Origin of the sequence: Pseudoalteromonas sp. SG43-7, assembly GCF_014164295.1 — a bacterium.
Classification (GTDB): domain Bacteria; phylum Pseudomonadota; class Gammaproteobacteria; order Enterobacterales; family Alteromonadaceae; genus Pseudoalteromonas; species Pseudoalteromonas rhizosphaerae.
Genome location: NZ_JACJEY010000004.1, coordinates 1 through 13,458 on the forward strand (window position 1 = coordinate 1; position 13,458 = coordinate 13,458).

Below are 13,458 nucleotides of genomic sequence, written 5' to 3' on the forward strand. Positions count from 1 at the left end.
AGCTCTGTTGTTTTTAAGCGATTCATAAGATCACAAAACACCATGAATGTTCCCTCGCTTCCCACATTTTTTAATACTATTAGTTCATTGATATATAAAGGCTAATTCTGGGGATACTTTAGGGTTAATGTAATACCTTACAACGAAAATCTCATTTTCCTTTCTGACAATAGTGGCAACTATGACTTTGTAATTAAAAACCAAAGAGATAAAGTTTTCACGCATCAAATATACGGTGATTACCTAAAGCGAGCTGATATACCAAGCTTTATTGAAGACTATCGTTTTAAGCGTTGGGAATACTTCGCGTATAAAGGTAATCGTGAATTAGATAGTCACTTAGCAGAGCGACATTACTATGCTAATGGTGGTTTAACGAAAAATTACCCTGGACAACCTGTAATACTTCAGAGTTATTATGAAGCTTCTGGTGATTATATTATCGAAAGCCGCAGTTCTAATAAGCACTTATATGGCTTTAAAAAAGTTAGGCTAGCAAATAAAGAGTTAATGGTTTCAGAGCTGATTACCATAGATGAACTAAATGATTTTTTACATAAAAACCATGAATATTTTGCTACCAGAAAGGGCGACTCGTTATCCCCATTAAATAGTGAGACGGATCAAAAGCTAGCCGCAACATGTACCTTTTATGATGTTTTAGCATATATAAACTGGGCAGAAAAAGAAACAAACGTTCCACTAAGGTTACTAGCATACGACGAGTACTTAGCTGTTAGGGATAACGACTTAGGGGTAAATGCTAGCTTTAAAAGCGGTGGCTATATGACCTTTTATACACCTAACGGCAAGCAATACCCAAATCATCCACCTTATATGAGTGAGAGTGACTTTGATGCATTAACACTGCGTTTTCCTGACAATTTAACTTGCTTTGAAAAAAACGAGCTAAAGTTTATAGACTCGAACTTTTTTGCAGAATGGCTGTTGGAAGGTATAAGTATTCGTTCAGCAAGTTTAACCTCTTTTTATGGCGATGCTCATGTATTAAGGGCATCTGGTCCGCGAGATTCAACTGGCAAGTACAAAGGTGTTAAAACCGGCTTTAGACTTTGCTATGAATTAAGCCAGTAGGCTTTATTAAAGCTACCCCGCTATGGGGTAGCATTTTAAGATGCTGTATTTATAGTGTCCCTTTTGCCAATCTTTTCACTTATCCATTCTTCAACTTCACTTTCTACCCAGGCTACTGAGTTGCCACCAAGTTCAACTTTCATTGGAAATCCACCAGCGCTCATAAAGCGATAAACAGTTGAGCGGCTTAAGCCTGTGATATGTAAAACTTCTTTTAATTTGATTAAACGCATGGGATTTCTCCGGTTAGGTTAGTAGTACATATCCTTTCCGGGGGTAGTAATTTTTTACTGGGACGAAACAAAAACGTTAAACATATACATCACTATTTTGCATAAACCATTAAGAGGGCATAACAATGCAAAATAACAAGTCACTATACGAATTTGATCACCCTGTAAGTGATGAACAAATACTTGAAGCAGCAGCTTACATAATCGCTCAAAAGCAATTTAGGCATGGGGCTTTAACATGTCCGAAAGACAGTGAAGAGTTTTTAAGGCATAAGCTGACGTTAATAGAGCATGAGGTATTTGCAGTCCTGTTCTTGGATAGCCAAAACCGTATACTTGAATACAAAGAGTTATTTAGGGGGACTATTAACGCTGCAAGCGTATACCCACGAGAAGTGGTTAAAGAAGTATTAGCGCTAAATGCAGCCTCTATTATTTTGGCTCACAACCATCCTTCAGGCGTTAGTACGCCTTCACAAGCTGACAAACTTATAACCACTAAGTTACAGCAAGCACTTAGCTTAATTGACGTTTCAATACTTGATCACATCATCATTGGTGAAACCAGTTATTCATTTGCTGAACATGGCTTAATTTAAAGGAAGTAAGTTATGGCTATTAAAATAGAACAAGTAGCAGGTTTGAATGTACCTGAGTCATTTATTGATGTGATTGTAAATGCAATTACAGAGGGAAGGGATTTTGTAGGGGTAGCTAAGGCGATAATACTCAACTTTAGAGATCCAGATTACAGTCCTGAAGTTGGAGGTTTTCATCCTGTAGAGGTTCGGCTGGAAAAACAGGCCACCAGCTGGCAGCTTGTTTATATTACCGACTTTTCATATCAGGGGCGATTTGAGCCAGAACTAATAAAAGAAATAGACGTTTGTTTTAGCATTAAGCAGGTCTATCACTTTTTGACTGGTTGGTTGAATGCTAGGGAAGGTAAAGAGTTATTAGCTTTGTTCATTACAAACTTTGTTGATTATTTTAATACCGGTTGCTATCAGGTTACGGTTACTACTGAATAAAGGGAGGTTTTTATGGCTGAAGTGCAGGCGATTAAGGACCTTGATACGGTTAAATTAATTAGCTACTTGCTCGAAAAACGATGCTCAAAGCAAATGAGTGATATTTGGAATATAGGTTTGAACTTGGCATTGCGTATATCTGATTTATTGTCTGTTAAATTTACAGATATTCAAAACGACAGGTTACTTATATTTGAAAGTAAAACAGGCAAGCTTGCAGAAATTAAGTTAAATCAAAAAGCTTTGGCGTTTATCCACGAAGTACGTATTACTCACCCAAATCATGTTTACTTGTTTCAATCGTATCGAAATCAACAAGCTAAAAGTTCAATACCACGGCCTTTATCACGCAGGGCTGTAACAAGAGCATTTGCGTTGGTGGGTGAAGAGCTTAATTTAAAGTTAGGCACGCACTCAATGCGAAAAACGCGAGGTTATCACCTCTACCATAAAACCCAAGATATTGCCCGTGTAATGAAAATGCTTCGCCATAGCTCCGAAGCAACAACACTTCGTTACATCGGCATAACCCAGGAGGAAATCGATAAAGACTTTGAAGAGTTAGAGCTATAAATTTATTACATATAATAGGAGTAAGTTTGTTATGTCGTTAGAAAAAGCCGTTACGTGCGGTGTAGTAGGAAATGAAGTATCTAAACAAATAACCGGCAGTTCTGAGCCTTCACTTAGTAGGACCGTCATTGCTGTAAGCTCTGGTGCTGTAGCAGGAGCTGCTGTATCTGGTGCATTAGTAGTTGGCTTAGGTGTTGCATCTGCACCTGTTACGGTGCCATTGGCTGTTGCTAGTGGCTTATTAGCTGGAGTAGCGAGTTTATTTGATTAGAAGTAAACAAAGAACGCATTTTAGCAGTGCGTTCTTTTTTTGCTTTTGTAGTGTAAATAGCGCTTCTCGTAATGCTATTTTGGGAACTTGCCAGCCTTTATATACCAAGGGTTTGAGCTTATTTAGCTAGTTGAAGGTCTCAAAAGCGCGTTAGAACAAGTTATGAGAAGCACAGGTCTTAATTAGAATATCACCTCTGACTATAACCAAAACAACGCTGCCCTAAGCCGTAATGTTTAGTTCTAAGCTTGGCGAAGTAACTTACTCGACAATAAAGAGCATGGAAGTTTTGAGCAAAATTAGGGTTATTAGCGTCAAGGTAATAGTGTGCATTATCAGGCAAATGAACAAATTCCATCGTTTCATCTACTGGTAAGGTCAACGCACTTGCCCAGGCCTTAGCTATTCGAGTAAACAAGTTATCACTTTCTATATTTATTTTACCCGTACAGTGATACCGGTCCTTATTGAAAAACAGTACAAAATGATAATGCTGATGGTGAGCTTCGTTTTTCTCTCTAGTCCAAATATATCTAATATTACATGGGTGTGGGGTTTTACCATCACGAGCTTTACGTTTTGTATCTGCTTTAATCTGCGCCTCAAGAGAAGCAATAAATCGTGTAATGATTTTATTGTTATCTAAATCAATTGTATTTGAATAAGCAGGTAGCCTTAAATCAATTCTGACTGCAAACGTTCTCTTATGCACAGAACATGCAGCATGTATGACTTTCTCAATAGTATTTAAGTAGGGAATAACTAGAGGTTGATCTACTCTAGCGAGTGTTTGATATTGCTTGTAGGTAGGGTTGGTAGTTACTGGGTATTGGGTTGGGTTATTCATTACCTTTCTCCTGTTATGTATTAGTTCATATCAGGTGTATGAGTCGTAGTTTTTTAATTGGTATTTGTCGTGGTAATGACTTCGTTACTAGTAACTCTAATAAATACTACCAAACCGAAATTTACACTAACAAAACCAGCTCAGTTTGTGATAGCTAATTTCATTAACGCATTGCTGTGATATTGTTTAGCGTATTCATAATCGCTCTGAAGTTATGACTGTCTTATAAAAATGAGCAAATAAACTATAAACACATTGAAAGATAGAGTATTCTCCATCTTTTAGAAGTGATCTAGGCTCTTTAAACTCTGAATACCCTTTTAAAATTTTGACTTTCGCACTCAGGTCTAAATTTGTAGATAAAACGAAATTTTCAATTGTTCTGCTATCTTGTAACTTGACTACTATCTGTGTTTTTATTATCAGAATATCTACCTTATCCCCTGAGCTATTTAATGAGTGTATCCAAGTTAAGTATTTTGAGCGATCAACATCTGCAAGATCATCTCTTTTCTCTCTATGAGAGTAAAAGGCGTATAAAATATAGTGAATAAGTATATTTGATAAATGAGTGATCAAATATGAACTTATACGACCTGCCAAGTTTGTTGCTAATTCATAGTTAGCAGGGCTTAAAATAAGATTGAATGTGTCTTCCTCACATATGGGCTTAATATTAGTACCGTGATTAAGTAAATGCGACAAGCCTTGAGATACTAACTTAAATAGTATTTGGTCAAAATAATTAAAAATATGGCTAGGCTGTTGTGCTAGGAACTTTAATTCATAAAGACAATAATCAGTGGTGATATTTGATTCTTTTGCTTCAAAACGAAGTAAATTTAAGAGCGTTTTTTCTTTAATATTTTCTTTATTCAAAAAATCTAAAAGTATTGCTGTGAATGAATTTCTATTCTTTCTGCTAGCCAAGTAGTGAGGAGTAGTTAGTGGAGGAGTAATAACTAGATATAAAAATTTTTGCTGGGTATCGCTCATGATTCTGAAGCAAGACGCACGCTTTAAATTTTTATTTCTGAAAGTACTTATTATTGTTTTGTTTTTTGTGATTGCAGGTGCTTTTAAAGTACAGCCTCTGATTACTTGAAAGATAATCTTTTTCTCTTTTAGAGCCTCTATAGCTGTTTTTACCTCTGTTACTTTTAACCCACATGCTTTAGCTATTTTAGCTACTGAAAAGCCTTCGATGTACCCCTGCTCATCTTGGTTTAATGCAAAGAAAGACCATACCAACTTTATAGGCACCCTTAGTTTGAGTCCTTCTAACTTTGTTAGCATTTCACTAGGTATTAATTTATCAATTTTGTTAGGGCAATTGTAAATAAAACTGTATGAGAGTGCTGGTCGTCCACGCTTAAAGCTCTCAACTTCGAGTTTTAAAATGGTATTAATCTTTTGTAGTTCTTCTATTACTTTTACGAGTTTATTGTGTGTGCAACCTAATTCAAGGAAGTCAGCTTTAGATAATTTGTCTCCAATTACTCTCCCTGTAATTAAGCGAATTAACACCCACTTTGTATATGGAGATAAATTAGATGTGAAAGTAAAAAACTCATTCATTTGATTGTTTTCGTGTGGGGGAGTATACCTGCTAGTAGAGCAGAATAGATTAATAAATACAATAACAGGGTGTTATTTTGTAATTTTAAAAACAAGGCGTGACACCAAATCTCAATTAGACTCTCATTTAGACTTTTTATTTATTTTAAAAAACTAATTGAGACTCTAATTGAGTGGCTAGCTGGGAGTCTAATTTAGATATTGATTAGTATCTAAAAGATATCTGGTGAGGTAGATTCTGACCGCAAAGCGGTTGCTTACAAATTGGTATTGGATTATTGTTTTCGATAACATCCGCAAACGGTAAAACACATGGAAGAACTAATGACAGATCGGATTGCTAGCAAGAAAATTTTGACGTGGGTCAATGAAGATAATCAAGATTTGCGTAACTGGCTAGCATGCCGCTATGACAGTTACAGTAGTTATTTTAAATCTCCAGATGCCACATTAGATAGCTTTATTAGAGATGAAATAAAACGTATAAGTGATAATGAAGATAGTCAAAAAGTTAGTCTTGATAAGCTCTATAAAGCATGGAAAAGCCATGAAAGAGGCTTAAAGAATATCTCTAATAAAGTCTGTAAACTTCAGCTCGAGGTGTCTAAATCAGCGCGTGATAAACTAAAGACGTTAAGTGCCGCGGATGAAATATCTCAATCTAAATATATTGAAAAGCTAATAAATTACGCTAGAAAAAACCCTAAGCTGATTTCTAAAAATACAAAAGTACAAGAACCTTACAAACACAAACAGAGAGCTTTTGATGATAGCCTTGACTTAAAAGCTATAAGAGAAAACTTATCAACTATTGATGGTAAGATTACTAGATTATTAGATGCTTGGGAGGAGTAGGGCAAGCTGAGCTTTCTTTAGGCCGCCTTGGTTATTTTTAAAAATAAATAACTTTTAGTATACCTATCGGTATTCCTTGGATTTATCTTTTTCAGTATTTTTATTTTTAATCAGTGGGTTATTAGGCTTTTAAGAATCCCTCCCTCCCGCCATTATTCTATATTAGGACGCCTCATGGCGTCCTTTTTTGTGCTTATCAATAAAGCTTCTAATTTTATATATCAATACGCCCCCCTTTATCTAGTAACTTATATCAATCTGTCAAATTATGAGCTCTAATGAGCGCACCGATACTTATCTACTTTTACTAAATTGAACTTAGAAGAATCCAAACAACTTTTAGCCTTATCACGTAAAGAGCCTAATGCGAGAAAGCGAATACGCCTGCTTGCTGTTTCATTATTCTTGAGGGTGAAAACAGAACGAATATTGCTAAGCGGCTAAATACAGCGCGCGGCAGTGTCAATAAATGGGTTTCAAACTACCTTAACAATGGCGTTGCTGGCTTGAACAACAAACCGATTAAAGGTCGTCCAGCTAAATTAACCTCAGAACAACTAAATACACTGTTAGATTATATAAAACAGTCAGCACGTTCTTCAGAAGGAGGCAGACTAATGGGGGAAGATATTGCTCAGTATATTCATGATCAGTTCAATGTAAGATATCACACCGATCATATTTACAAACTGCTCAAGAAGCCTGGGTTTAGCTGGATCACAAGCCGTTCTAAGCACCCAAAGCAGTCAAAAGAAAGCCAAGAGGCTTTTAAAAAAGTTCCAAGTGGAAACGATCCTTCACACCCAGGACATCTCCCTTTAGATCGCATTGATATGTGGTTTCAAGATGAAGCATGGTTTGGTCAGCAAAATCAAACAACACGCTTATGGGCTGAAACAGGCTCGAGGTCTCGCGCAATAAAACAACAACAGTTTGAGTATAGCTACTTGTTTGGCGCAGTATGCCCAAGTAATGGTAAAACAGAAGCGCTGATAAGCCTTATTGTTAATAAAGAAATCATGACTCAACACATGGAATTAATATCAAAAGCCACGGAGGCAGGACGTCATGCGGGAGTGATCGTAGACGGTGCTGGTTGGCATACTTTTGATACTGTCCGGCCATTCAATAATAAAACGTTGATAAAACTCCCAGCTTATTCCACAGAGCTAAACCCAATAGAGCAAGTATGGAGTTGGATACGGCAACATTGTTTATCAAATAGGGTCTTTAGTGATTATGAAGAAATAGTAGAGAAAGTTTCCCAAGCTTGGAATGAATTTATATCCGTTCCTAAAAGGGTCAAAGATATGTGTTTTAGAGATTGGATAAAACTGGTTTAATCTTTATGCAGATTGCTATTATAAAAGGCTAAAATTGATTTTTGTATGCAAGTAAAACATGAAACACACATCCCTAGCGTGATCCCCCACCAATTGGTCTGAGTCCAACTGCTTAATAATGCCATTACAATAGCGTCTAACCAATCAACGAGGTAGACGTAATGATGAAAACTATCACAATCAGCGACACTAAAAAAATGCAACGTTATGCAGCGCAAGTATGGTCAATACTCGTTGATAGCTATGCTCAAGTAAGTGGTGGCTTGCATTATGAATCGCTAAACGAGTTAATACAAGACACGCAGCGTTGGCGTTTAGTTGTTCGCCATGGCGAGGTCGTTGCCCTTACTTTATTTAAATCTAAGCGTGGCTGGAAACTCGTTGCTATGGCTGCTTGTCGTTCGCAAGGCAAGCGTGCTCGTCAAGCGTTAAAGCGCCTTATTCAGGCTGATTTACCTCGTTGCTGGATGGAGTTATCCGAACGCGCTGAAGCTTTTGTATTAAGGCATTGTGGCGGGCAGCACTTTGTTGTTCATGCAAGTTTAGCATCGGATTTACTTGGTAAACCGGTTTCGGATAACGTTGCCGATGGTTTTCATTATCAAAGAGAAGTTTGTGGTTTACTAAAGTCAAAAATGATTGTTGGTACACCGCAATTTTTAAAATAATACGATTTTTAGACACGCTAAAATCGTTTATAAACATTTCTAGGGGTTTTATATGAGCAAAGTACACTTCACCGAACAGCTGTCAAAACTTATCCAACAAGATGAAAGCTTAACTGAGCCGCAAAAAAAGAATTGGTTTAACAGAATGAACCAAATCAAAAAAACTAAGGTGAATATTTTAATTACGGGAGCAACAGGTTGTGGTAAATCATCAACTATCAATGCATTGTTTAACACAGAAAAAGCGAAAGTTGGTCAAGGTGTCGATCCACAAACTATGCAAATCAGCCAGTTTGAACTCGATAACCTAAGCCTGTTTGACAGCCCCGGTCTGGGTGACAGTAAAGAGGCAGACTTGCGCCACGCAAAAAATATTACAGAAAAACTACAGCAAAAAAATCAGCAAGGAGAATTGTTAATCGACTTGGTGTTGGTAATTTTAGATGGCAGTAGTCGTGATTTAGGAACATCGTTTGAATTAATTAACCGCGTGATCATTCCTAACCTTGGTGATAATAAAGGCCGATTATTAGTGGCAATCAACCAAGCCGATATGGCCATGAAAGGGCGTTACTGGGATCATACAAATAATCAACCTATGCCAGAGTTGATAAACTTTTTGGATGAAAAAGTAATGTCGAGCAAAAAACGAATATTAGAAGGCACTGGTGTTGAGGTTTCACCTATTTATTATTGCGCAGGTTATAAAGATGGGTCAGGGCAACAGCAACCTTACAATATGAGTAAGTTACTTTTACATATTATTCAAAATGTTAAAAAAGAAAAACGGGCAGTATTTATCCAAGACATAAACCGCGATAGTGACGTTTGGCAAGCCAATGACAGCCATAAAAATTATCAGGAAGAAGTTAAAAATACTTTGTGGAACTCTATTTGCTCTGCGGCTGAAAAAGGCGCCGATTTAGGTCAAAATATAGGGGAGTCTATTTTAGGATCTAAAGGGCGTGGAATAGGCAAGGTTGTTGGTGGTGTTGTTGGCGGTGCTGTTGGCTTTATAAAAGGGTTGTTTGACTGATGTTTTCTCGGTGTTTACAAAAAACCACTGATCTTTGTGGTTGAAATTCACTCACCTTGGGGTAGTGCAACCGCCTCAAGCGCGCGTGTCTTGCTCATGAACCTTACCATCACTCATGTATGCAACAAAGAGTAAATAACCCCTAAGTCAAAGATAAATTAAACCGGTGCTTTTATACAAAAGGAAAGTTTATGACCCCATTAATGCAACGTTTACAAAATACCATACAGGAACACAACCTATTACTACCTCTGGATATTTTATTAGTTGGTGCAACTGGGAGTGGGAAAAGCAGCACCATTAATGCCATTGCAAAACAAACATTAGCCAAAGTAGGCAAGGGGGTAGAGCCGCAAACGCAAACTATTAGTGCATTTCATTTAAATGAGTACTTTCGATTGCATGATAGCGCAGGGTTAGGAGACTGTATAAAGGCCGATTTACACCATAAAAATATGATTACGCAACAACTAAAAAAAACCTGCTCAGAGATAGGAGACCCTTCGCAAGAGTATGGTTTTATCGACCTAGTGATTGTTATTTTAGAAGGGGGTATTCGTGATATGGGTACAAGCTTACATGTGCTTGAATCTGTTGTTTTACCGTCAATAGAGCCTGAAAGAGTCATTATTATGATTAATCAAGCCGACATGTTAATGAAAGGTCGCTACTGGGATGCGCAGCGTAATGAGCCTGAACCCGAATTACTAACCATGCTTGCTGCAAAAGCAGAGTCAGTACAAAAAAGGATAAAGCACTCTACAGGGATAACTGTTAGAATACCGACCCATTACAGTGCAGAATTTGGTTATAATATTGATAAAGTTATGGCACAAATTATAGAGCAACTTCCCAAAAAGCGACGCGGGGTGAGTAACGCTACTATTAAAGGGTAGATAGCGATTAAAATTGTTTGCCTTGAGCGTACTGGTGTTATCTTAAGTTAATAAAAAAAAGAAGGAAGAAAATGAAAACACTCCACATCAATTTAGTATCTGAGCAAATTATCCCTAACTTAATACCTACATTCTCTGATTCAAACTGTAGCGGTGTGGTTTTGGTTTTTGGTGATGATAAACTCAAAGAAAAAGGCGAAACGTTAAAAGAAATCTACGCAGAACGCCACATACCTGTACTTGAAAGTATAACTGGAACAAGCAGCCATAACCTGTATCAACTAAATAAGCAAGCCGCTAAATTATTAGACTACTTAAAAGCCAACCACGCTGATAAACGATGGGTTCTTAACGTCACATGTGGCACTAAACCAATGGCCTTAGCAATGACGCTGGCATTTTATCAACATAATGAACACCACGCAAAAGGTGAAAACAGCGCCCTAATAATCTATACCGATACGCAAAATAAAACGATTTCAGTACTTAATGAAAATGTAGGATCTCAATTACCTTATCAATCGGTGCTGACGTTAGAAGAGTTACTAGCAGCCAATGGTTTTACAGTGACAGCGTCCACAGGAAGCGAAAACGACAATGACTTACAGCAACGAGCCGATTTGACAACGTATCTGGGCCAACAATTTTCAGGCCCATGCAAAGGTATGTTGAGCAGTTTGCAATATTTAGCAAGCGAAGCTGCTAAACACTTCCCAGAAAGCAGCAAACAAGAAATGCCAAGCGCCCCCCATGGCGCTTATGCTGAGGTGTATTTAAAATTAACGAACGCCAAGTTAATAGATTGGCGTTCAGGTAGTAAAGAAATAACGTTTTGCTCTTTTGATGCCTGCAGGTATTTAGCAGGATTATGGCTAGAAGAACTCACTTATTTACAAGCATTAGCCTGTGATTTTGAAGAAGTGGCAATGAATGTTGAAGGCGTATGGGCAGCAAAAGCAGAACAAAAATTTGCAACAGACTACGACAGTCCTTTAAAGGGTAAAAACAATGAGTTTGATGTGTTAGTACGCCATAAAAACCAGCTTTTAACAATAGAATGCAAAGCACAAAACTGGGGGGCGAATAAACAAGAAAAAGATGTTTCAACCAACCAAGACACCATGCATAAACTAGATAACCTAGGTTCAAAGCTAGGCGGCTTGTATGCGCGTAATTTATTGATTAGTGCAACTGAATTAACAGATGCAATGCATGCGCGAGCAAAAACAAACCATATTAAAGTATGCCAAACCAGTAACCTCTTTAAAATTAAGGCGGCATTACAGGATTTTCATAATGAGATGGATTAATTTGTATTAAAAACCGCAATAGTGTACTTGTAATACAGCACAGTTAAGTTACATATACAGTAGCGTAAGGTAACCAGGCTTTACCAATTGGTGAAACCAGGTTACCAACATTAAAATTGTTATTATATAGGCTAATTATTCAACAGAGATAAGCCTATGACGATTTTAGTACTAGATACACCCAATCACCAACTTTCATTGCAAAATGATTTACTCCATATAGCTCACCCAGAGCAAGCTCCCCGATTAGTGCCCTTGTCGGGTTTTGAAAGACTCGTTGTTGGCAGGGGGATCAGCCTAAGCTCAGACTTACAACTAAAATGTTCAGAACTTGGCAAAGAATTAGTTATACTTGGGCATAAAAGCAGCGCTGTACTTATCAACCCATCCACAGCCCCTAATAATTTGCGTTTATTGCAGTATCATGCTGTGACCCGTGAGGATATACGAACTCGTTTGGAGTTTGCGCTACTTGAAGCGCGACGCCATGGGCAAAACCGAGTATTAAAACGTTTAGCCATGCCCTTATTACCCCCACCGGTTGCTATGCCAAATAACTTAATGTTGCATGAAGCGCATATGAGCCGAACTTATTGGCGTGCATGGAGTTATTGTTTTAAACACGATGATTTTGCAGGGCGAGAAAGGCAACCCCCTCAAGATCCACTCAATGCACTACTTTCTTTAACATCAACATTAGAGGACAGTGCATTAACCGCGCCATTATTAGCTGAGGGTTTTGACCTTACCTTAGGTTTACACCACGCCACCGGTTATCGACGCGCTAGTTTAACGCTAGATATTAAAGAGTTGACCAGGGCAGAGCAAGAACTGTGGATTATTGCACAGTGGCAAACTGCCAAGTTAACTAAACACGATTTTGCGCAAACAGAATATGGGTGTCGCTTAACTCGTTCAGGTCAACAAAAATTTTATCCTGCATGGTTCAAGTGACAAAAAAAGAGGAAACCACGCTTAAGAAAAATGGTGCGACTTTGTCGTCTCATGTTACAAAGGGAATGCACTTATGGCTAAGCCTTTATGGATCATTAGTTACGATATTTCATGCCCAAAACGGTTACGAAAGGTACATAAATATTGTGCAACGTTTGGTTGGCAAATGCAAAAATCACTTTATTTATTTGCGTTTTCACGAAGTGAGCGCGAAAAAGCATGCCACCAGCTTACAGAATTAATAAATTTACAGGAAGATAAATTACTGTGCTTACCATTTAATGTACTTGAAGGGAGTTTTCATCACGTACCAGAGAGTCCGTTAATTTTAATACATGACGATCCTAGGTTAGAGGGGTTTGTATATTAAACGTTGTAATTAGTATAAATGAGTGATGTGTTAAAAATCATGGCTTAGATTATGCATTAATAAGGGGTTTGTGCTCACCGTTTAATGCATAATTTTTCACAATGCTTGCTTTATTTAAATCAATGAGTTATAAAAAACACTTGTCTAAACAGACAACGCCCTGACTGAAGGGATTATGACAGTTGTTTTACTTTTTCTTTAATTTTTTCTAGGGGTCTAAACAGACAACGCCCTGACTGAAGGGATTATGACCGAAGCCCATACGTTATCGACCGGTCCTTTATTGTCTAAACAGACAACGCCCTGACTGAAGGGATTATGACCATGACGATTGATGATAATTTCATAGTAGTAATTCGTCTAAACAGACAACGCCCTGACTGAAGGGATTATGACGA

General features: G+C 37.7%; 16 protein-coding genes and 1 CRISPR repeat array (1 of these 17 only partly in view). Of the genes, 13 read left to right on the forward strand and 3 right to left on the reverse strand.

Annotated elements, in window-relative coordinates:
* Positions 1 to 510 precede the first annotated feature (510 nt).
* The gene (locus H5200_RS02400) at positions 511 to 1,095 is read left to right on the forward strand and encodes a hypothetical protein (RefSeq protein WP_182760857.1); all 585 of its coding nucleotides are present in this window, start codon (positions 511 to 513) and stop codon (positions 1,093 to 1,095) included.
* A 35-nt stretch (positions 1,096 to 1,130) separates the two neighbouring features.
* On the opposite strand, the gene H5200_RS02405 is transcribed toward H5200_RS02400, so the two are convergent.
* The gene (locus H5200_RS02405) at positions 1,131 to 1,328 is read right to left on the reverse strand and encodes an AlpA family transcriptional regulator (protein ID WP_182760858.1); all 198 of its coding nucleotides are present in this window, start codon (positions 1,326 to 1,328) and stop codon (positions 1,131 to 1,133) included.
* 125 nt (positions 1,329 to 1,453) lie between these two features.
* Here H5200_RS02405 and radC point away from each other — a divergent pair, with 125 nt between their 5' ends.
* Genes radC through H5200_RS02425 form a run of 4 tightly spaced genes read left to right on the forward strand, consistent with a single transcriptional unit; the run spans position 1,454 to position 3,203 of the window.
* Complete coding sequence (radC, locus tag H5200_RS02410) at positions 1,454 to 1,927, forward strand: DNA repair protein RadC (protein ID WP_182760859.1); 474 nt, start codon at positions 1,454 to 1,456, stop codon at positions 1,925 to 1,927.
* A gap of 12 nt (positions 1,928 to 1,939) precedes the next feature.
* Positions 1,940 to 2,359 (forward strand): DUF2787 family protein, encoded by a 420-nt coding sequence (locus tag H5200_RS02415; RefSeq protein WP_182760860.1) that lies wholly within the window; start codon positions 1,940 to 1,942, stop codon positions 2,357 to 2,359.
* A gap of 12 nt (positions 2,360 to 2,371) precedes the next feature.
* Positions 2,372 to 2,932: a tyrosine-type recombinase/integrase gene (locus tag H5200_RS02420; RefSeq protein WP_138595236.1), complete on the forward strand. Its 561-nt coding sequence runs from the start codon at positions 2,372 to 2,374 to the stop codon at positions 2,930 to 2,932.
* A 31-nt stretch (positions 2,933 to 2,963) separates the two neighbouring features.
* Positions 2,964 to 3,203: a hypothetical protein gene (locus H5200_RS02425; RefSeq protein WP_182760861.1), complete on the forward strand. Its 240-nt coding sequence runs from the start codon at positions 2,964 to 2,966 to the stop codon at positions 3,201 to 3,203.
* 190 nt (positions 3,204 to 3,393) lie between these two features.
* Here H5200_RS02425 and H5200_RS02430 read toward each other — a convergent pair whose 3' ends face one another.
* Both H5200_RS02430 and H5200_RS02435 read right to left on the reverse strand, forming a co-directional pair.
* Positions 3,394 to 4,050 carry an inovirus Gp2 family protein gene (locus tag H5200_RS02430; RefSeq protein WP_182760862.1) on the reverse strand — a complete coding sequence of 219 codons (657 nt, stop codon included), beginning with the start codon at positions 4,048 to 4,050 and terminating at the stop codon, positions 3,394 to 3,396.
* A 195-nt stretch (positions 4,051 to 4,245) separates the two neighbouring features.
* Positions 4,246 to 5,628, reverse strand: coding sequence for a hypothetical protein (locus H5200_RS02435; protein WP_182760863.1), 1,383 nt, complete (start codon positions 5,626 to 5,628; stop codon positions 4,246 to 4,248).
* A 324-nt stretch (positions 5,629 to 5,952) separates the two neighbouring features.
* Between H5200_RS02435 and H5200_RS02440 the strand changes: the two genes are divergently transcribed.
* The 8 genes from H5200_RS02440 to cas2 all read left to right on the forward strand — a co-directional run bounded on the left by H5200_RS02440 (position 5,953) and on the right by cas2 (position 13,060).
* Complete coding sequence (locus tag H5200_RS02440; RefSeq protein ID WP_182760864.1) at positions 5,953 to 6,483, forward strand: hypothetical protein; 531 nt, start codon at positions 5,953 to 5,955, stop codon at positions 6,481 to 6,483.
* A gap of 312 nt (positions 6,484 to 6,795) precedes the next feature.
* A protein-coding gene (locus tag H5200_RS02445; RefSeq protein ID WP_182760865.1) for an IS630 family transposase occupies positions 6,796 to 7,826 on the forward strand; the annotation gives its coding sequence in 2 pieces (ribosomal slippage) (positions 6,796 to 6,889 and positions 6,889 to 7,826; 1,032 coding nt in all).
* A gap of 161 nt (positions 7,827 to 7,987) precedes the next feature.
* Positions 7,988 to 8,494 carry a hypothetical protein gene (locus H5200_RS02450; RefSeq protein ID WP_182760866.1) on the forward strand — a complete coding sequence of 169 codons (507 nt, stop codon included), beginning with the start codon at positions 7,988 to 7,990 and terminating at the stop codon, positions 8,492 to 8,494.
* A gap of 52 nt (positions 8,495 to 8,546) precedes the next feature.
* A complete protein-coding gene (locus tag H5200_RS02455; RefSeq protein ID WP_182760867.1) occupies positions 8,547 to 9,530 on the forward strand; it encodes a GTPase family protein in 984 nt (327 codons plus the stop codon).
* A gap of 191 nt (positions 9,531 to 9,721) precedes the next feature.
* Positions 9,722 to 10,426, forward strand: coding sequence for a GTPase family protein (locus H5200_RS02460; protein ID WP_182760868.1), 705 nt, complete (start codon positions 9,722 to 9,724; stop codon positions 10,424 to 10,426).
* A gap of 71 nt (positions 10,427 to 10,497) precedes the next feature.
* On the forward strand, positions 10,498 to 11,736 hold the full coding sequence (locus tag H5200_RS02465; protein WP_182760869.1) for a Card1-like endonuclease domain-containing protein: 1,239 nt from the start codon (positions 10,498 to 10,500) through the stop codon (positions 11,734 to 11,736).
* Between the two features lie 156 nt (positions 11,737 to 11,892).
* Complete coding sequence (gene cas1, locus H5200_RS02470; RefSeq protein WP_182760870.1) at positions 11,893 to 12,690, forward strand: CRISPR-associated endonuclease Cas1; 798 nt, start codon at positions 11,893 to 11,895, stop codon at positions 12,688 to 12,690.
* Positions 12,691 to 12,763: 73 nt separating this feature from the next.
* A complete protein-coding gene (gene cas2, locus H5200_RS02475) occupies positions 12,764 to 13,060 on the forward strand; it encodes a CRISPR-associated endonuclease Cas2 (RefSeq protein WP_182760871.1) in 297 nt (98 codons plus the stop codon).
* Between the two features lie 142 nt (positions 13,061 to 13,202).
* A CRISPR array of direct repeats spans positions 13,203 to 13,458; the repeat unit is 38 nt; unit sequence GTCTAAACAGACAACGCCCTGACTGAAGGGATTATGAC; it runs 714 nt beyond the window's last position.